19 protein-coding genes are annotated in these 19,404 nt (G+C 57.8%); 9 read left to right on the forward strand and 10 right to left on the reverse strand.

Going from position 1 to position 19,404, the window contains the following annotated elements; genetic code table 11:
* Nucleotides 1-11: 11 nt before the first annotated feature.
* The 8 genes from DA792_RS11465 to DA792_RS11500 all read right to left on the reverse strand — a co-directional run bounded on the left by DA792_RS11465 (nt 12) and on the right by DA792_RS11500 (nt 6,981).
* Nucleotides 12-1,142, reverse strand: coding sequence for an NADH-quinone oxidoreductase subunit E (locus tag DA792_RS11465; RefSeq protein WP_107720054.1), 1,131 nt, complete (start codon nt 1,140-1,142; stop codon nt 12-14).
* Entirely contained in the window at nt 1,142-2,386 is a 1,245-nt protein-coding gene (locus DA792_RS11470) for an NADH-quinone oxidoreductase subunit D (protein ID WP_107720055.1), read from the reverse strand. Before DA792_RS11470 ends, DA792_RS11465 begins: the two co-directional genes overlap by 1 nt.
* The gene (locus DA792_RS11475; protein ID WP_107720056.1) at nt 2,387-3,283 is read right to left on the reverse strand and encodes a sulfotransferase; all 897 of its coding nucleotides are present in this window, start codon (nt 3,281-3,283) and stop codon (nt 2,387-2,389) included.
* Nucleotides 3,284-3,288: 5 nt separating this feature from the next.
* On the reverse strand, nt 3,289-3,888 hold the full coding sequence (locus DA792_RS11480; RefSeq protein WP_107720057.1) for an NADH-quinone oxidoreductase subunit C: 600 nt from the start codon (nt 3,886-3,888) through the stop codon (nt 3,289-3,291).
* Nucleotides 3,889-3,899: 11 nt separating this feature from the next.
* A complete protein-coding gene (locus DA792_RS11485) occupies nt 3,900-4,433 on the reverse strand; it encodes a NuoB/complex I 20 kDa subunit family protein (RefSeq protein WP_009570870.1) in 534 nt (177 codons plus the stop codon).
* A complete protein-coding gene (locus DA792_RS11490) occupies nt 4,424-4,789 on the reverse strand; it encodes an NADH-quinone oxidoreductase subunit A (protein WP_009570871.1) in 366 nt (121 codons plus the stop codon). Before DA792_RS11490 ends, DA792_RS11485 begins: the two co-directional genes overlap by 10 nt.
* 327 nt (nt 4,790-5,116) lie before the next feature.
* The gene (locus tag DA792_RS11495; RefSeq protein WP_107720058.1) at nt 5,117-6,319 is read right to left on the reverse strand and encodes a DegT/DnrJ/EryC1/StrS family aminotransferase; all 1,203 of its coding nucleotides are present in this window, start codon (nt 6,317-6,319) and stop codon (nt 5,117-5,119) included.
* Nucleotides 6,316-6,981 (reverse strand): HAD-IA family hydrolase, encoded by a 666-nt coding sequence (locus DA792_RS11500; RefSeq protein WP_107720059.1) that lies wholly within the window; start codon nt 6,979-6,981, stop codon nt 6,316-6,318. Before DA792_RS11500 ends, DA792_RS11495 begins: the two co-directional genes overlap by 4 nt.
* Before the next feature lie 191 nt (nt 6,982-7,172).
* Between DA792_RS11500 and glmU the strand changes: the two genes are divergently transcribed.
* From glmU to moaA, 5 genes are read left to right on the forward strand one after another with little or no spacing between them, the layout of a single operon-like run.
* Complete coding sequence (gene glmU / locus DA792_RS11505) at nt 7,173-8,525, forward strand: bifunctional UDP-N-acetylglucosamine diphosphorylase/glucosamine-1-phosphate N-acetyltransferase GlmU (protein WP_107720060.1); 1,353 nt, start codon at nt 7,173-7,175, stop codon at nt 8,523-8,525.
* A gap of 1 nt (nt 8,526) precedes the next feature.
* Nucleotides 8,527-10,350 carry a glutamine--fructose-6-phosphate transaminase (isomerizing) gene (gene glmS, locus DA792_RS11510; protein WP_107720061.1) on the forward strand — a complete coding sequence of 608 codons (1,824 nt, stop codon included), beginning with the start codon at nt 8,527-8,529 and terminating at the stop codon, nt 10,348-10,350.
* A 7-nt stretch (nt 10,351-10,357) separates the two neighbouring features.
* The gene (locus DA792_RS11515; RefSeq protein ID WP_107720062.1) at nt 10,358-10,921 is read left to right on the forward strand and encodes a pyridoxamine 5'-phosphate oxidase family protein; all 564 of its coding nucleotides are present in this window, start codon (nt 10,358-10,360) and stop codon (nt 10,919-10,921) included.
* A complete protein-coding gene (locus tag DA792_RS11520; RefSeq protein WP_107720063.1) occupies nt 10,918-11,562 on the forward strand; it encodes a DNA alkylation repair protein in 645 nt (214 codons plus the stop codon). Before DA792_RS11515 ends, DA792_RS11520 begins: the two co-directional genes overlap by 4 nt.
* Before the next feature lie 40 nt (nt 11,563-11,602).
* On the forward strand, nt 11,603-12,622 hold the full coding sequence (gene moaA, locus DA792_RS11525) for a GTP 3',8-cyclase MoaA (RefSeq protein ID WP_107720064.1): 1,020 nt from the start codon (nt 11,603-11,605) through the stop codon (nt 12,620-12,622).
* Nucleotides 12,623-12,651: 29 nt separating this feature from the next.
* On the opposite strand, the gene DA792_RS11530 is transcribed toward moaA, so the two are convergent.
* Together DA792_RS11530 and DA792_RS11535 are read right to left on the reverse strand one after the other, a co-directional pair.
* The gene (locus DA792_RS11530; protein WP_107720065.1) at nt 12,652-13,002 is read right to left on the reverse strand and encodes a DUF1304 domain-containing protein; all 351 of its coding nucleotides are present in this window, start codon (nt 13,000-13,002) and stop codon (nt 12,652-12,654) included.
* A 42-nt stretch (nt 13,003-13,044) separates the two neighbouring features.
* On the reverse strand, nt 13,045-14,208 hold the full coding sequence (locus DA792_RS11535; RefSeq protein WP_107720066.1) for a M20 aminoacylase family protein: 1,164 nt from the start codon (nt 14,206-14,208) through the stop codon (nt 13,045-13,047).
* 334 nt (nt 14,209-14,542) lie between these two features.
* Here DA792_RS11535 and DA792_RS11540 point away from each other — a divergent pair, with 334 nt between their 5' ends.
* The 4 genes from DA792_RS11540 to DA792_RS11555 all read left to right on the forward strand — a co-directional run bounded on the left by DA792_RS11540 (nt 14,543) and on the right by DA792_RS11555 (nt 19,398).
* Nucleotides 14,543-15,550, forward strand: coding sequence for an ABC transporter ATP-binding protein (locus tag DA792_RS11540; protein WP_107720067.1), 1,008 nt, complete (start codon nt 14,543-14,545; stop codon nt 15,548-15,550).
* Nucleotides 15,540-16,580, forward strand: coding sequence for an ABC transporter ATP-binding protein (locus DA792_RS11545; protein WP_107722673.1), 1,041 nt, complete (start codon nt 15,540-15,542; stop codon nt 16,578-16,580). The genes DA792_RS11540 and DA792_RS11545 overlap by 11 nt, the downstream gene beginning before the upstream one ends.
* Before the next feature lie 26 nt (nt 16,581-16,606).
* Nucleotides 16,607-18,307, forward strand: coding sequence for a peptide ABC transporter substrate-binding protein (locus DA792_RS11550; RefSeq protein WP_107720068.1), 1,701 nt, complete (start codon nt 16,607-16,609; stop codon nt 18,305-18,307).
* A gap of 83 nt (nt 18,308-18,390) precedes the next feature.
* Nucleotides 18,391-19,398 carry an ABC transporter permease gene (locus DA792_RS11555; RefSeq protein WP_107720069.1) on the forward strand — a complete coding sequence of 336 codons (1,008 nt, stop codon included), beginning with the start codon at nt 18,391-18,393 and terminating at the stop codon, nt 19,396-19,398.
* The last annotated feature ends 6 nt before the right edge of the window (nt 19,399-19,404 follow it).

Raw genomic sequence — 19,404 nt, forward strand, 5'->3', positions numbered from 1 at the left:
GGCCTCTGAGGTCAATCGTATTTGGCGCGTTTGGAAAACTCGGTGCTGCCGCCTGCCGCCAAAATCTTGGCTTGATCGACCCAACCGTCACGCGCAATGCGGCCTTTGAATTTCAGGTTTTCATCGACCCATCCAATTTCCTCAGCAGTCCATTTGGCAATTTGGTCGAAGTGCCAGAATCCCATGGCATTCAACGTTTCTTCCAATTTCGGGCCCACACCTTTGAGCATCTTGAGATCATCGGCCCCAGCTTTGCGCGGGGCTTTCATGGTGCGGGGTTTCTTTTGCGCGGGCGCATCTGCCGCAGCGGCGTCAACTTTAGGTGCAACCGCCTTTGGCGCAGCTTTCGGAGCCGCCTTTTTCGCTTCTGCCGCCTGTTGCACGGCGGATTTCGCCGGGGCTGCGGGTTTCGGCGGGGTCGGCTTTGATCCGCCTTTGGAAATCCAAGGCGTCAAAAGCGGCACTTCGGTGCCGTCGATGCGTTTGATCGTATCGCCAATGTCAACCGCACGCTGCACGGAGCCATTATACTGTGCGCCCGTGCCTTTGTACTCAGCCAAGCTCACCAAATCGCCCGCTGGCTCGGATGAAAAACGACCGATTTGCGAGCCCGGAAGCGGCACATTGCCCGCCGCCATATCGTCCAGAAGCTTGGAGAAGGTCTCGGCGGTCAGGTCCTCGTAGTAATCTTTGCCGATCTGGGCCATCGGCGCGTTGGCGCAGGCGCCCAGACATTCGACCTCTTCCCACGAAAACTTGCCATCGGCAGAGACCGTGTGCGGCGTCGGAGAGATTTTCTCTTTGCACACCGAGATGATGTCGCCGGAGCCACAAATCATACAAGTGGTGGTGCCGCAAACCTGAATATGCGCCACTGAGCCGACAGGCGCGAGTTGGAACATGAAATAGAAGGTCGCCACTTCGAGCACGCGGATGTAGGGCATGCCCAACATATCCGCGACCGTTTCCAGCGCCGGTTTGGTCAACCAACCGGTCTGTTCCTGCGCCCGCCACAACAGCGGGATGACCGCAGACGCCTGACGCCCTTCGGGGTATTTTGCGATTTGACCCTCGGCCCAGGCAAGGTTTGCCGGGGTGAATTCGAAAGAGGCCGGTTGTTCATGATAAAGACGGCGCAGCATTAGCGGTCGACCTCCCCAAACACGATGTCCATGGTGGCGATGAGGGCGGAGACGTCGGCCAGTTGGTGACCTTTCGCCATGTGATCCATCGCCTGCAAGTGAAGAAAGCCCGGCGCGCGCAGTTTGGCGCGGTAGGGTTTGTTGGTGCCGTCCGAAACCATATAGACGCCAAATTCGCCTTTGGGCGCTTCGACGGCGGCGTAGACTTCGCCCTCGGGCAATTTGAAACCCTCGGTGTAAAGTTTGAAGTGGTGGATGAGCGCCTCCATCGAGGTTTTCATATCCGCCCGCTTCGGCGGGGTCAGCTTGCCACGGGCCAAGACATCGCCTTGGTTTTCCGGCAAGGCCAACAGAGCCACCGCTTGTTTGATGATCTTGGTCGACTCGTACATTTCCTGCATCCGGCACAGGTAACGGTCATAGCAATCGCCATTGGTGCCGACCGGAATTTGAAAATCGAACTCATCATAGCATTCATAAGGCTGTGCCCGGCGCAAATCCCATGCCATGCCAGAGCCGCGCACCATCACGCCCGAAAAACCCCAATCCAGCGCCTCTTGTTCCGAGATCACACCAATATCCACGGTCCGCTGTTTGAAAATCCGATTTTCAGTCAGCAGATAATGGATGTCGTCCAAGATTTTCGGGAAATGATCCGCCCAGGCGTCGATGTCCGCCAAAAGATCTGGCGGCAGGTCTTGGTGCACACCACCGGGCCGGAAATAGGCCGAGTGCAGACGCGCGCCACAGGCCCGTTCATAGAAAATCATCAACTTTTCGCGCTCTTCAAAGCCCCAAAGCGGCGGCGTCAGAGCCCCCACATCCATCGCGCCTGTGGTGGTGTTCAACAGGTGGTTGAGCACACGGCCGATCTCGGAATAGAGCACGCGGATGAGCGAGGCGCGGCGGGTGATTTCAACGCCCGCGAGTTTCTCGATCGCCAAACACCATGCATGTTCCTGATTCATCGGCGCCACATAGTCGAGGCGGTCGAGATACGGCAGGTTTTGCAAATAGGTGCGGCTTTCCATCAGCTTTTCAGTGCCACGGTGAAGCAGACCGATATGCGGATCGGCGCGTTCCACAATCTCACCATCAAGCTCAAGCACCATTCGCAACACGCCGTGCGCAGCCGGGTGTTGGGGGCCAAAGTTGATGTTGAAATTGCGGATCTTTTGTTCGCCCGGTTGGGCGTCCCGCGAACCATCATCATAGGTATTTTGCCGGATGTCGCCGTCCATCATTCAGATCCTCGCCATATTCGCCTGCCACCGGGAAGGCAGCGGGCCAAATGTCTTTTCCACATAGGCGTATTGCGGGGCCAAAAATTCCGCCGCTTCACGCCGCTGTTTGTCACTCAGTTTCAATTTCACACCCTCATGGGCATGGGGTTCTTGTTCGATCGGAGCGGCAGAGATGCCTAAGAACCGACACAGATCCGTCAGCCCCTGCCCCGTCATCACGTCTTCGGTGAAGCCAATCAGGAGCTTGTCCTCCGGCACCGCCCGTTTCAGTCTTTCCACGATACCGACGTAGTCGCCGCGTGGAGCAATGTGTTTTTCCAGATCGCGATTGACCACACGGTTCATGATCCGCTTGGCCTTGACCGCCACCTCTTCGCCTTGGCGCCGCTGTCGGGCCGCTTGCATCCGCACGTGGCTCCATAGCCGGTCCACAGGATCGCGCATCAGAAACAAAAAGCGCACATCAGGGGTCATATGTGCCATCTGGCGCAAACGGTCTTCGGACAAAAGGCAATAGCCCGGCGTGATGTCCCCCACCAGTTTTTTGCCATCCGCCCCATCGAGCAGATAGAACAGATAGTCTGAGACCCCGTCCTGTCCGCGCTTGAGCACCCGCACCATTTCAGCAACATCATCAAGCTGGCGTTGCAGATTGCCAACTTTCCAAGCGTTGCCATTGGCCTGAGCCACCTCTTGGCGTTCTAGGATCGAGGACCGAAGCCGCGCCAGCACGTCAAATTGATGCTCGTAATCTTCGAAATCCACCGTATCGAAATAGTGGATTTCTTTGATCGACCGCATGTGACAATCCGGGTGATCATGCAGATAGCGGTAAAGCGAGCTTGTGCCCGCTTTGGTCGCACCCACACAAATCAAGATGGCCGGATCGTCGCTCACAGGGCTTACGCTCCCTTCTCGTCACCGGGGAGGATGTATTTGGCCCCTTCCCACGGAGACAGGTTGTCAAACTGGCGGTATTCCTGAACCAAAGACACCGGCTCATAGACCACACGTTTCAACTCGTCGTCATAGCGCACTTCGGTGTAGCCCGTGGTCGGGAAATCCTTGCGCAGCGGGAATCCACGGAACCCGTAATCCGTCAGCAAGCGCCGCAAATCCGGGTGGCCGGAGAAAATAATCCCGAACATATCGAAGACTTCGCGCTCAAACCAACCGGCAGAGGGGTGAACGGTGATGATCGAGGGGATCGTCTCATCTTCGCGCACGGCGGTTTTGATCCGAATGCGGTGGTTTTGGTACATCGACAGGAAATGATAGACCACATCAAACCGCGTGTCGCGGCTTGGGTGATCCACCGCTGTGATATCCACCAGCGTGGAGAATTTACAGGTGCCGTCGAGTTGCAGAAACTCCACGAAATCCACAATCCCCGCCGGGGTCACGGTCACCGTCAGCTCGCCAAACGCCAGCTCGGTCGAAATCACATCGTCCGGGCGTTTGAATTCAATATGGGCGCCGAGTTCTTGAAGGGCTTCGCTCATCATCAATCTCCTTAGCGCGCAATCGTGCCAGTGCGGCGCATTTTGCGTTGCAACTGAAGGATGCCGTACATCAACGCCTCAGCGGTCGGCGGGCAGCCCGGGACATAGATGTCGACAGGCACGATGCGGTCACAGCCACGCACAACCGAATAACTGTAGTGATAATAGCCACCGCCATTGGCACAGGAGCCCATGGAGATCACATAGCGCGGTTCTGGCATCTGGTCATACACCTTGCGCAGGGCCGGAGCCATCTTGTTGGTCAAAGTGCCCGCAACGATCATCAAATCAGACTGACGCGGAGAGGCACGCGGCGCAGTGCCGTAACGCTCAAGATCATACCGCGGCATCGAGGTGTGCATCATCTCAACGGCGCAACAGGCCAAACCGAAGGTCATCCAGTGCAGCGAGCCGGTGCGCGCCCAGTTGATGAGGTCCTCGGTCGAGGTCAACAGAAAGCCTTTGTCCTGAAGCTCTTTGTTCAGCACTTGGGTGGAATTCTCTTTGTCCACACCGGCTGTATTTGCAGAGGTCATCACGCCCATTCCAGCGCCCCTTTCTTCCATTCGTAGGCAAAGCCCACGGTCAGAACGCCCAAGAACACCATCATCGACCAAAACCCGGTCATGCTCAGGTCCTTAAAGGCGACAGCCCAAGGAAAGAGAAAGGCGATTTCGAGGTCGAAAATGATGAACAGGATCGACACGAGGTAGAACCTGACGTCGAACTTCATCCGCGCGTCGTCAAAGGCGTTAAAGCCACATTCATAGGCCGACACCTTTTCCGGGTCCGGGTTGCGTACGGCAATGATGAGGGCGGCGAAGATAAACACAAGACCCAGCGCAATGGCGAGGCCAAGGAAGATGACGATGGGGAGGTAGTCCCGAAGCAAAACGTCCACGTGCGGCTCCTTGATAGGCGCGCGTGCGGGTCTTTGAAACAGAAGCGACCTTGGGCGCGCGGCAATGCTAGCTTGTCGTGGTTTAGCCCTCTGTGGCAGAGGGGTCAACCGAACCGAGGTGGAGAAAGCCCTTTGTTTCGAGGCCGCTGGCAAGTTTTTTTGGCCGAAATGCGACTTGGAGCGGATTGTGCCGTGAAATTCAGCTTTAACGCGATTCGAAGCGCGTTATCTTATCATTTCACTCGGACATGAGGCCTCGCCTGCTCCAGAAGACGCTGGGACTCCCGTCTATATGCTGGGACTCCCGTCTATATATGGTGTGATCGCCTAGGCGCGTTGCGCGACCGTCGCCACCTCATCGCGAATGATCCGCGCCAGCATCGCACAATCCTCAAGCGAAAAGGTCAAAGGCAGACGCATATCGACAATCGCCCGCAGCACCCGGTCACTGTCGGGCAAGGGCTGCGGATCGGCGTAGCGCCATGAATCATAACGCGAGGTAAAGGCCACCGGCTCCGCTGCGCCAAACCATTTCAAATCCACACCGCGCTTGCCGCATCCCGTCACCACCGCTTCGATTTTGGCATCCGACCAATCGAGCAATAAGAACTGAATCGACGAGCCAACAAAGCGTTCTTGTTGCGGTCGCACAATCCGCGTCAGCCCCGGCACGTCCGCCAGCCCCTCCTCAACCACCCGGTAGCGCGCGGTCCAATTGTCCACCTGAGAGGTCAGGTTTTGCAACTGCACCCGCAGGATCGCCGCCCGCAAATGGTCCATCCGGCCCGACACATTCGGCGTGTCATACTTGACCTTTTCGAACATCTCAGGCGGCGGAGCAGCGGTATGTTTGGCGTATAACATGTACGAACCGGACAACATGATGGCCCGTGCGGCCACCTCATCCTCATCGGTGACAAGCAACCCACCCTCCCCCGAATTGATGTGTTTATAGGTCTGGGTCGAATAGCAGCCGATGATCCCGTGCCGCCCCGAGGGCACCCCGTCCCAAGCCGCGCCCATCGTATGTGCGCAATCTTCAATCACCGCCACGCCTGCGCCATTACAAATATACATCAACGCATCCATATCGGCGATGTGACCGCGCATATGCGACAGCATCAGGACCTTGGCCCCGGTTTCCGAGATTTTCACCTGAAGATCATCGAGATCAATCACCAGCCCCTCAGTCACGCCGACAAACACCGGACGCGCCCCGACAGAGGCAATCGCTCCGGGCACAGGGGCCAAGGTGAAGGCATTCGTCAAAACCGGCTCGCCCGGCTGGACCTCTAGCGCACGCAAAGCACAGCCCAACGCATAGCCCCCCGAGGCCACGGCGAGGCAATAGTTCGCCCCCGTGAGGGCGGCGAACTCCTCCTCCAAAAGCGCCACTTCGCCTTTTTCCCCCGGCAAAGTGTTGTAACGATGTAGCCGCCCCGAGCGCATCACTGCCACCGCGGCCGCAATCGCCGCCTCCGGGATCGGCTCTTGTTGTGTGAAATTTCCGGTAAAGACCTCAGATGTCATCCGATCAACTCCTGTGTCACACGGGCCAGATCATCATAATGGTGCAGCAGCGCCTCGGGGGACAAATCACGCACGCCCTCGCCATCCGGGCCAAAGGTCACCAACGCGCAGGGCACGCCCGCCGCCCGCGCCGTTTTGCGGTCCGTGTCGGTATCGCCGACCAAAAAGCTCTGCGCCAAGACCCCTCCCGCCTCTGCCACTGCGGCCAGATAGGGTTTGGGATCGGGCTTTGAAACGCCCACGGTTTTGGCCCCAATCATCGAGGCAAACAAATCGCGCACGCCCAAACGGGTGAGCAACCGATCGGCCAGATCTTCGGGCTTGTTGGTGCAGATGCCCACCGCGTAGCCCTTTGATTTCAAACCCTCAATCGCAGAAACTGCACCGGGATAAAGCTGTGTGTGGACGTCAATCGCCTCGCCATATGCCGCGAGCAAAAGCGGATATTGCGCCATCACGTCGGCCTCGGAAAACCCCGGCTGCACCTTCGAGAACCCAAGCGTCAACATCGCGCGTCCGCCATGAAAGGCGGTGGACGCGTCCGCGACCGGGTCCAACACATCGCCATAACCAAGCCCGCGAAAACAGGCATTGGCGGAGGCGATCAGGTCGGCGGAGGTGTCCGCCAATGTGCCATCGAGATCGAAAATCACCGTGCGCATGGTCTCTCCCTGTGTCTCTTTTGCTCTCGCGATCCCGACCTGTTCACACCATTTTGGCAAACTGTCGCGCATCGCTGTAATGTGACGTCAAAATAAGTGAAGCGGTTTCACCGCAACTGGCCCTTGCGGCCCTGCGCCCCATGGGTAAAACGACAGACAGATAAAGAAAAGAGCAGATCGGGACCGAACACATGGCCACAGCCCTCATTCTATTGGCCGCAGGCCAAGGCACGCGGATGAACTCCGACCTCCCCAAAGTGTTGCACCCCATCGGCAACGCGCCGATGTTTGCCCATGCGCTGGCCTCAGGTTCCGCATTGGACCCCGCACGGACGGTGGTCGTGGTTGGGCACGGCGGCGATCAGGTCGCCCGAGAAGCACATAAAATCAACGAGGACATCCTCATCGCGCGCCAAGACGAACAGCTCGGCACCGCCCATGCGGTATTGCAGGCGAAAGAGGCCTTGGTCGGGTTCGAGGGCGACGTGTTTATCCTCTATGGCGACACGCCGTTTGTCTCGGAAGAAACGATTTTGCGCATGGCGGAGGCGCGCAACAGCCATGACGTGGTGGTGCTGGGCTTTGAAGCCGCAGATCCGGGCCGCTACGGGCGGTTGGTCAGGGACGGTGACACGCTGACCCGCATTGTTGAATATAAAGACGCCACAGAGGCCGAATGCGCGATCACCCTGTGCAACTCCGGGCTGCTCGCCGCAGACAGCACCGTGTTGTTTGAGCTGTTGGAACAGGTGGGCAATGACAATGCGTCTGGCGAATATTACCTGCCGGACATCATTGAAATCGCTTGGAAAACCGGACGGACAGCGACGGCTGTGTCTTGCACCGAAGCGGAAACTCTGGGCGTCAACACCCGCACAGAGCTGGCGCGTGCAGATGGTATTTTTCAAGCCACCAAGCGCACCGAGGCGCTGGAAAATGGCGTCACTTTGATGGCCCCTGAGACGGTGTTTTTCTCGCTCGACACCTATCTGGGCCGGGACGCGGTGATTGAACCGAATGTGATCTTTGGCCCTGGTGTCACGGTCGAAAGCACGGCCCACATTCGGGCGTTCAGCCACCTTGAGGGCTGTCATGTGTCGATGGGATCGACCGTGGGCCCCTTTGCCCGACTGCGCCCCGGTGCGGAACTGGCGAACAACGCCCATATCGGCAATTTCGTCGAGGTGAAGAACGCGCAGATCGGCGAAGGCACCAAGGTCAATCACCTCAGCTACATCGGGGACGCTGACATCGGGGATGGCACCAATGTCGGCGCGGGCACGATCACCTGCAACTATGATGGCGTGTTCAAACACCGCACCACGGTGGGGCGCGACGCGTTTATCGGCTCCAACACCATGCTGGTCGCCCCTGTCACAATCGGCCATGAGGCGATGACCGCCTCTGGTTCGGTGATCACGTCTGATGTGCCAAACGGGGCCTTGGCGATTGGGCGCGCCAAGCAGGTGAACAAACCCATGCTCGCGGTACGAATGTTCGAAAAGTTAAAGTCTCTCAAAGCTAAAAAGCAAAAAGGGCAGTAAAATGTGTGGTATTGTTGGGGTCTTGGGCAATCACGAGGCAGCGCCCATTCTGGTTGAAGCCCTCAAAAGGCTGGAGTATCGCGGCTATGACAGCGCCGGGATTGCCACGGTTCACAACGGTCATCTGGATCGGCGTCGGGCGGTGGGAAAACTGGTGAACCTATCGGATTTGCTGGTGCATGAGCCGCTGGCTGGCAAGGCCGGGATCGGCCATACGCGGTGGGCCACGCATGGCGCCCCCTCAGTGACGAACGCCCATCCGCACAAAGCCGGGCCTGTGGCCGTGGTGCACAACGGGATCATCGAAAATTTCCGTGAGCTGCGCACGGCACTTTCGGCCAAGGGCTATGATTTTGTCACCCAAACCGACACGGAAACCGTGGCACTTTTGGCGCAAAGCCATGTTGAGGCGGGACTGTCGCCCGTAGACGCCGCCGTGGCAACGATTGACGCGCTTGAGGGCGCGTTTGCGCTGTGTTTCCTGTTTGATGGCGAAGAGGATCTTTTGATCGCCGCGCGCAAGGGCTCGCCCTTGGCCATCGGTCACGGCCAAGGCGAAAACTTCGTCGGCTCGGATGCGATTGCTTTGGCGCAAATGACCGATCAAGTCACCTATCTGGACGAAGGCGACCGCGCGGTGATTACCCGCGAGAGCGTGTCGATTTTTGATGCCACCGGGGCACAGGTCCAACGCGAGCGGCGCACCATCGCCATGGACGCCGCGCGGATTGAGAAAGCCGGGCATAAACATTTCATGGCGAAAGAAATCGCCGAACAACCGACTGTGATCGCGGAGGCGTTATCCTACTACCTGTCACAAGACGGCGCGGACATTACGCTCCCAAATCCGGGGCTTGATTTTACGCAATATGATCGTGTGGTGATGGTCGCTTGTGGCACTGCATTTTACGCCTGTTATACCGCGAAATATTGGTTTGAACAGGTGGCGCGCCTGCCGGTTGAAATCGACGTGGCCTCGGAATTCCGCTACCGTGAACCGCCCGTCTCCGCCAACACTTTGGCGATTTTCGTCAGCCAATCGGGTGAGACCGCCGACACTTTGGCGGCCCTACGCTATATGAAAGGCAAGGCCAAAACGATCCTGTCGGTGGTCAATGTCGCCGAAAGTTCGATTGCACGCGAAAGCGACATTGCCCTGCCGATCCTGGCCGGTGTCGAGGTCGGCGTGGCCTCGACCAAAGCGTTTTCGTGCCAGTTAACGGTCCTCGCACTTTTGGCGCTTAAGGCCGCGCGTACTCGCGGTGAAATAAGCGCAGAGACGCTGGCCGCCCGCCTCTCTGATCTGCGCACATTGCCGGGGCTTTTGACCCGGGCTTTGGATCTTGATGAAACGCTGAACGCGGTGTCAAACGAGCTGTCTGAGGCAAAAGACGTGTTGTTTTTGGGACGCGGCGCGATGTTCCCTTTGGCCTTGGAGGGCGCATTAAAGCTAAAAGAAATCAGCTACATACATGCCGAAGGTTATGCATCAGGCGAGCTGAAACACGGCCCCATCGCGCTGATCGACAGCCACACCCCGGTGATCGTTTTCGCACCGCATGACGCCCTGTTCGACAAAACCGTGTCAAACATGCAAGAAGTCATGGCGCGCGGTGGCAAGGTGTTGTTGGTCTCGGATAAAAAGGGGCTTGAGGTGGCCCGTGAGGGCGTCTGGCAAACGGTGCAAATGCCCGAAGTGCCGGATCTTTTTGCCCCGATCCTCTATGCCATCCCGGCGCAATTGATCGCCTATCACACGGCGGTGGCCAAGGGTACGGATGTGGATCAACCGCGCAATTTGGCGAAATCTGTAACCGTGGAGTAACCGAATAATGTCCGATCAGTTCCCCAACATCAGCGACGAACACCGCGCCTTTATCGAGGCGCAACACATGTATTTCGTTGGCACCGCAGCCCCCGAAGGCCGGGTCAATGTCTCTCCCAAGGGCATGGACAGCCTGCGCGTTATGGGGCCGAACCGGATCGTTTGGATGAATTACACAGGGTCTGGCAATGAGACGGCGGGGCACCTGCCGCGCGCGGATCGGATGACAATCATGTGGTGTTCGTTCGAGAAAAAGCCGTTGATCCTGCGTGCCTATGGCACCGCCCGCGCGGTGCATATGACCGATCCCGATTGGGCGGACATGGCCGCGCTGTTTACGGTTGAGCCACACACACGGCAGTTCTATGACATGACGGTCGATTTGGTGCAAAGCTCCTGTGGCTTTGCCGTGCCGTTTATGACATTTGACAAAGACCGCCCGGTGCTCCGCCAATGGGGCCAGACGCGGGGCGAAGACTATATTCACGACTATTGGCGTCGCAAAAACACGCAGACGATTGACGGGTTTGACACCGACATCCTGCGTCTCAATTTGGGAGAAGATCAATGACGCCAGAGGACGCAATGCGCGCACTCAATGCCGCCGCAGACCCCACCCGCGCCGCTGATTTGGCAGCGCGATTTGGCGAGGGCGTATACCTTGGCGTCGCCCCCACGACGCTCGAAGAGACGGCGCGCGATTGGCGTCAGGCGGTGGCATTTCCAGAGCGGCTTGACCTTGCCCGTGGGCTTTGGGCCACGGGCGTGTTTGACGCGCAGCTGATGGCGGCCAAATTGCTCACCCAAGCCCGGATCAAAGAAGATGCCGAAATTTGGGCACAGATTTGCGACTGGCTGGAGCTTGCCACCACATGGCCGGTTATTGACGCTCTGTCCGCCGCTGGCGGTCGTCGCATCGCGGCGGACCTGTCGAAAATGGAAACGGTTCACGCCTTGGTCCAATCCGAACGCGGGCTTGATCGGCGCGCGGCTCTGATGTTGTCGATGCCCTTGGCGAAACTCGCCCATCCCACGGATGCGGAAAAACTGGCGATTGATGATGTGCTGTTTTGGCTGACCTATGCGCTGCAAGATGCCGACAAAGACGTGTCGCGCACCGCCGAAACATGGCTGAAAAGCCTTGGCAAACATGATGTCAAACGGGCAAAAATGGTGCGGCGTGTGGTTCAAAGCCGCGCGAGCGACGGCTAAAGCTCTTGGCAGGGCCGCCCTCGCGCCCTAAGTAGTCTGCATGTCCAACGCCCTCGCCCCTCGTTTGATCGACCCGTTTGCCCGCGCCATCACCTATCTGCGGGTATCGGTGACGGATCGCTGCGATTTCCGCTGTGTCTATTGCATGTCGGAAAACATGACATTTCTGCCCAAAAAAGAACTGCTCACTCTCGAAGAGTTGGACCGGATGTGTTCGACTTTCATCGGGTTGGGGGTTGAAAAACTGCGGATCACGGGCGGCGAACCTTTGGTGCGGCGCGGGATCATGACATTTTTTGACGCCATGACGCGGCATTTGGACAGCGGTGCGTTAAAAGAGCTGACCGTGACCACCAATGGATCACAACTCGACCGCTTTGCCACGGATCTTTACGCGGCGGGCGTGCGACGGATCAACGTCTCGCTCGACACGCTCGACGCGGCGAAATTTGAACGCGTGACGCGTTGGGGCAAGCTCGACAAAGTGCTGTCAGGCATCGACGCCGCGCGCAAGGCCGGGCTTCGGGTTAAGATCAACACCGTAGCACTCAAAGGCTTTAATGAGGACGAGCTGTTCACCCTCACCGACTGGTGCGCCCGCGAGGACATGGACCTGACCTTTATCGAGGTCATGCCGATGGGCGATCTCGGCAATGAGGACCGGGTCGGCCAATACTGGGCCTTGGACGATCTGCGCGCGCAGCTTGCAACACAGTTCACGCTTACCGATCTGAGCGAACGCACCGGCGGCCCGGCGCGTTACATTCGCCTTGAACAAACGGGCCAAAAGATCGGCTTGATCACGCCGCTGACCCATAATTTCTGCGAAAGCTGCAATCGGGTGCGGATGACCTGCACCGGCGAGTTGTACATGTGCCTGGGCCAAGAGGACAACGCCTCTCTGCGCGACATTCTACGCGCCTCCCCTGACGATGACACGCCGTTGATTGCCGCCATCGAGGCCGCGATCCTGCGCAAACCCAAAGGCCATGACTTTGATTATTCACGACAAAAGGCGGATGGTCAGGTCTCGCGCCACATGTCGCATACGGGCGGCTGAGCCCAACCCCAAAACGCCGTTCTGACCATTTACGCGAAAAACACGGCCAGCAGTGCGATGGTCGCGGGAACCGTTTGCACAAACAGGATTTTGCGCGCGGCCGTTAATGCGCCATAGACGCCCGCACCCCAAACGCAGGCGAGGAAAAACACCACAACATCGGCCTTGCCCGCGACTAAGCCCCAGATCAGCCCCGCCGCGAGAAAGCCATTGTATAGGCCTTGGTTCCCGGCAAGGGCTTTGGTTGATTTGGCAAACTCAGCCGAGGTGCCAAAGGCGGCGCGAGCACGCGGACCTTCCCACGCGAACATCTCAAGATAGAGAATATAGATGTGAAGCGCCGCAATCAGTGCCGCCAAAATCATTGCAATCACAGACATCACATCGTCCTCTCACGCTCGCGCCTTGACCCTCGAAACGCCTCAGGCGGCGGGCAGACGGCTTTCGATCATTTCGGCATACCAAGAACAACCCGCCGGAAGGGTCTCATCGTTGAACATATATTTCGGATGGTGCACAGGCGCGCCCGGGCCGTTGCCGACGATGATATAAGCGCCGGGGCGTTCTTCCAGCATATAGGCGAAATCTTCGCCCCCCATGACCAGCGGGTATTCACCGCAGCCGCCCGAGACTTTGGTGGCGGCTTCAATGGCATATTCGGTTTCCTGATCGTGGTTGACCATCACCGGGTAGCCACGGTGATAATTGACCTCGATCTCAGCCCCATAGGTGGCCCCAACGCCCGCACAGATCGCTTTGATCCGCTCTTCAGCCTGATCGCGGATGCCTGCGTCGAGCGTGCGCACGGTGCCTTTCAACAGCACACTGGCGGGCAGCACGTTATGCGCCTTTGAAGAGGATTCGATGGTGCAGACAGAGACCACGATTTGCTCGGTTGGATCGACATTGCGCGAGGCAATGGTTTGCAGAGCCAACACAAGATGCGCCGCCGTCATAGTGCTATCAACAGTTTCATGCGGCTTGGCAGCGTGACCGCCTTTGCCACGCACCACGAGGTCAAACTCATCAGCCGCGGCGAAAAACGGGCCCGGACGGATTGCAAACGTGCCGGTCTCTAAATTCGGCCAATTGTGCATGCCATAGACTTCGTCGATGCCAAACCGGTCCATCAACCCCTCTTCGCACATCACCCGACCGCCGCCGCCCCCCTCTTCGGCGGGTTGAAAAATCACCACGGCGGTGCCATCGAAATTCCGGGTTTCGCAGAGGTATTTGGCCGCGCCCAAAAGCATCGACGTGTGGCCATCGTGACCGCAGGCATGCATCACGCCCGGATTTTTCGACGCATACTCGGCCCCGGTTTCTTCTAAAATCGGCAGGGCATCCATATCGGCGCGCAACCCGATGGTGCGGCCTTTGGTGTCGGTCTTGCCTTTGATCACCCCAACAACGCCGGTTTTGGCCATGCCTTCAACCACCTCGTCGCATCCGAATGCGCGCAACAAATCCGCGACCTTTTTCGAGGTGCGCGGCAGGTCAAATTGCAATTCAGGATTTTCATGGATGTCCCGTCGCCATGCGGTGATTTCGGGAAGCATTTCTGCGAGGCGGTTTTTGATCGGCATTTTGGGCTCCGAGGGTCATGTGAAAAGGCCGCCCGCTTGGGACATTCGGCCTAAGGTCGCGTGTATAGGGACGGCGACGACGCTCCAGAGGCAAGCGCAGATTTCGCACAGCCCCCCTGTTCGCGATTGAATACCGTGAAAGTGATCGCGCTTTGAGCGAAGGTCAAGGGAATGTGCCGCAAAATTTATCGCGTGGTAAAAAAAGTTACAAAAAACGTCACGTTGGGTCTTGCGGCATCGGTCCGAGGTGATACCGTTTGGTCAATTCACGCACCGGACAGCCGGGGCGAATAAAACAAAATACAAACAAAACCAACAACTTGGGGGTCTACGCATGGCCGATAGGGCCGCACCCGTACTCAATGTCCGGGACCTGACGACCGTTTTTAAAACACGGTCCGGGGCCGTTCATGCTGTGAATTCTGTGTCCTTCTCGCTTAAGCCCGGTGAATTATTAGGCATCGTTGGTGAGTCTGGCTCGGGCAAATCCGTGACGATGATGTCGCTCATCGGGCTGATCCCCGCACCGCCCGCCATTGTGTCGGGCGAGGCGGTTGAGTTTGGCGGCCTTGACTTGCTGACCGCAAGCGATGATGAGCTGCGCAAAATTCGCGGCGCACGCATCGGCTTTGTGTTCCAAGACCCAATGACGTCTCTGAACCCGGTGTTCACGATCGGCTATCAGATCATGGAACCGCTTCGAAAGCACATGGGGATGACCAAACCCGAGGCGCGCGCACGGGCCCAGGCGCTTTTGGAATTGGTCGGCATTCCTGATGCCGCGCGGCGGCTAAAAGACTATCCGCACCAGTTTTCCGGCGGCATGCGCCAACGTGTGATGATCGCCATCGCTCTGGCCTGTGATCCCGAAGTGTTGATTGCGGATGAACCGACAACCGCGCTCGATGTGACGATTCAGGCGCAAATTTTGGAATTGATGCATGAGCTGCGGGCCAAATTGGGCATGGCGGTGATTTGGATCACCCATGATTTGGGCGTGATCGCCGGAATCGCGGACCGGGTTTTGGTGATGTATGGCGGGCAGATCGTAGAACATGCCGATGTGCGCGACCTGTTCAAACACCCACGCCACCCCTATACGCGTGCGCTGTTGCAAACCGTGCCGCGGGTGCGGGGCGACCGCGCCGAACGGTTGGAAGTGATCGAAGGCCAGCCGCCGATCCTGCATGCCGCCCCCTCAAGCTGTTCTTTCGCGGCGCGCTGTCCTTTGGCCTTTGACCGTTGTCTGCGTGAAAACCCGGCCCGATTTGAGGTTGGTCCCGGTCACGACGCTGCCTGTTTTTATGATTTTGATGCCGGAGGCCCACGCGATGTTGGATGATCTGCAAGCGTCGAAAATTTTGGTCGAAGTGCGCGATCTCAAGATGCATTTCCCGATCCATGCTGGTGTTTTGAAAAAACGCGTCGGCGAGGTGAAGGCGGTCGATGGCATCAGCTTTGACATTTACGAGGGCGAAACGCTTGGCCTTGTGGGCGAGTCGGGGTGTGGCAAATCAACCGTCGGGCGGGCGATTTTGCGGCTCTACGACATCACCGAAGGCTCGGTCAAAATTGATGGCGTTGAGATTGGTCATACGCCGCAACTAGACCTGCGCACCATGCGCCCGACGATGCAAATGGTGTTCCAAGACCCGCAAGCCTCGCTTAATCCGCGCATGTCCGTGTCCGCCATCATTGGCGAGCCACTGGATGAGCACACCAAGATGAGCAAGACGGAGAAACGCGCCAAGGTGATGGACCTGATGGATCAGGTCGGGTTGAACCGCGATTTTGCCAACCGCTATCCGCATGAATTCTCCGGCGGTCAAAGGCAACGGATCGGCATCGCCCGCGCCTTGGCTTTGAACCCGAAATTCATCGTCTGTGATGAACCAATCGCCGCTCTCGATGTGTCGATCCAAGCCCAGGTGGTGAACCTTTTGGAGGATTTGCAGGCTGAACACGGCCTGACTTATCTGTTCATTTCACATGACCTGTCGATGGTGCGCCATATCGCGGACCGGGTGGCGGTGATGTATCTGGGGCGGGTGGTGGAATTGGCCAGCCGCGAGCAACTGTATGAAGCGCCCAAACACCCCTACACCCAAGCGCTGTTGTCCGCCGTGCCTGAACCCGATCCATGGATCGAAGACAAGATCGAGCGGGTGATTTTGCAGGGCGATGTGCCCTCCCCCGCCAACCCGCCTAAGGGGTGTAATTTTTGCACGCGCTGTCCGCAGGTCATGGAGATTTGCAAAACGGACGAGCCACCGACATTTGAGATCGCGCCCGGTCATATGACCGCCTGCCATCTGTATTCCGCAACACATAAAGAGAGCGCCGGTTCAGGCGTCGGTTCCCGAGGACAATAAGAGCATCCAACAAGGAGAGGTTAATTATGAACTTCAAAACAGTCCTAATGGGCGCAGTGGCGGGTCTCGCCATGGCGCCCGCCGCCTTCGCCGAACGCGGCGCGGACGGCCACGTCAATATCATCTACTGGCAAGCGCCCTCGACGATGAACCCCTATCTGTCGGGCGGCACGAAAGAGCTTGAAGTCGGCTCCCTCGTGCTTGAACCGCTGGCGCGCTATGACGAAACCGGCGCGATGGTGCCGTTTTTGGCCGAAAGCGTACCGACCGTTGAAAACGGTGGCGTCTCCGCAGATCTCAAAACGATCACATGGAAGCTGAAAGAGGGGCTGAAATGGTCCGACGGCTCCGATCTGACCTCTGAAGATGTGAAATTCACATGGGAATATTGCACCTCGGAAGGCGGCGGTTGCGCGCAGACCGAGAAATACAATGACGTGGTTGATGTCGAGACCCCGGATGCGCTGACGATTGTCGTCCATTTCTCTGTCGCCAAACCGTTCCCCTATGGTCCGTTCGTCGGCGCACAGGCTCCGATCATTCAAAAGGCGCAGTTTGCCGACTGTACCGGCCCGGCGATGGCGTCCTGTACCGATCAAAACTTTGCGCCCATCGGCACCGGCCCGTTTGTGGTGGACGAGTTCAAGACCAACGACGTTGTGTCGATGTCCGCCAACACGCACTACCGCGATCCGATGAAACCGGCCTTTGCAACCGCGACCGTCAAAGGTGGCGGCGATGCGGCGGCGGCAGGTCGTGCGGTTTTGGAAACCGGCGAATTTGACTACGCATGGAACCTTCAGCTTGCGCCTGATGTGTTGGCCGACATGGAATCCAAAGGCAAAGGCCATTTGGAAGTCTCCTTTGGCACCTTGGTCGAGCGCATCATGGTCAACTACACCGACCCTGATCCGGCCCTCGGGGAGGAACGCGCCACGGCAGCACATCCACACCCGATCCTGTCCGACAAAGCCGTGCGTCAAGCTCTGTCTATGGCGATTGACCGCGAATTGTTGGTCGAAATCGGCTATGGCGCGGCAGGCAAAGTGACCTGCAACGTGCTGCCCGCTCCGGCGATTTATGCCTCCACCGCCAATGACGCCTGCATGGTTCAGGACATCGAAGGCGCGAAAGCGCTCTTGGAAGCCGACGGTTGGGTTGACACCAATGGCGACGGCGTCCGTGAAAAAGACGGCAAGAAATTGGCGTTGTTGTTCCAATCCTCGACCAACGCCGTGCGTCAGGATTTCCAAGCGATCATCAAACAGTGGTGGTCTGAAATCGGTGTCGAAACCGAGCTGCGCAACATCGACAGCTCCGTGTTCTTTGGTGGCGATGCGGGGTCTCCCGATACGTTCCAAAAATTCTTTGCGGATGTCGAAATGTACGCCAACAACTTTGATGGCACTGACCCGGAAGCCTACATGGCCAACTGGGCCTGCGTTCAGGCCCCGCGCCCGGAAACCCAATGGCAAGGCAACAACATGCCGCGCTATTGCACCCCTGAGTTCGACGAACTGGTGGCAGAAATGGCCAAAACCGGCGAGCTTGAGAAACGTGCGGAGCTTGCCAAAGCGATGAACGACATGTTGATGCAAGACTATGCGATCATCCCGCTGGTCTATCGCGGTCGTGTCTCTGCGGCCTCCAACACTTTGGGCGGCGTGATCATGAACTCGTGGGATTCCGAGCTTTGGAATGCTGCCGATTGGTATCGCGAAAAGTAAATCTCTGATCTTATGGTGTCCCGCCGCGCGACGGCGGGGCACCTTTTTCATCCAAGACAAAGACCTGAACCGAGGCGCCGCCCATGCTAAATTACACGATCCGTCGATTGCTGATCTCCATCCCGACGCTTCTGTTCATCTCTTTGGTGATCTTTCTTTTGCTTGACTTGGCACCGGGCGATCCGATGTCTTCGATCCCGCTCACCGTGCCGCCCGAGGTCAAAGAGAAAATGCGCGAGGCTTTGGGTCTGGGCGAACCCGTTCATATTCGGTTTTTGAACTGGCTCTACCAGTTCTTTGTCGTTGAACCGCAAGTGGCATGGGATCACCTGTTCGGCACCGATTTCGCCGAGGGAAAACAGCGGATCATCTCGTTCCAATCGCGTTCGCCGGTGATGACGGTGGTCGCTGAACGGATGCCGCAAACGCTTTGGGTTGTTGGCCTGTCCTATGTCATTGGCATCCTGATCGCCCTGCCGATCGGCATCATTTCCGCCTACAAACAATATTCGTGGTTCGACCAAATCGGCACGTTCATTTCGATGATCGGCTTTTCCATCCCCACTTTCTTTTCCGGCGTCTTGTTGATCGTGGTCTTCTCGGTGATCTTGCAATGGTTCCCGTCGATTTATGACACCACCCACACCGTCACCGATTGGAGCAGCTTCTGGTATCAGGTCAAACAAATGATCATGCCGGTCTCAGTTTTGGCCCTGTACAACGCCGCGCAAATCTCGCGGTTCATGCGGGCCTCAATGCTGGACAACCTCAACCAGGATTACGTTCGCACCGCCCGCGCCAAAGGCATGTCGGAAAAAATTGTGGTGCTCTCCCATGTGCTGCGCAATTCGATGATCCCGGTGGTCACCGTCATTGCGCTGGGGGTGCCGACGATTTTCGGCGGCGCGATCATCACCGAGCAGGTGTTTCAGGTGAATGGGTTGGGGCAGATGTTGATCACTGCCATCTACGCCTCTGACGCGCCAATGGTGCAAACGCTGACCTTCATCTTCGCTGTGCTCATCGTTCTTTTCAATCTCATCGCGGATATTCTTTACGGCATCCTCGATCCCCGCATCCGCTACGACTGAGGCCCA

Origin of the sequence: Celeribacter baekdonensis, from assembly GCF_003047105.1 — a bacterium.
Lineage (GTDB): Bacteria > Pseudomonadota > Alphaproteobacteria > Rhodobacterales > Rhodobacteraceae > Celeribacter > Celeribacter baekdonensis_B.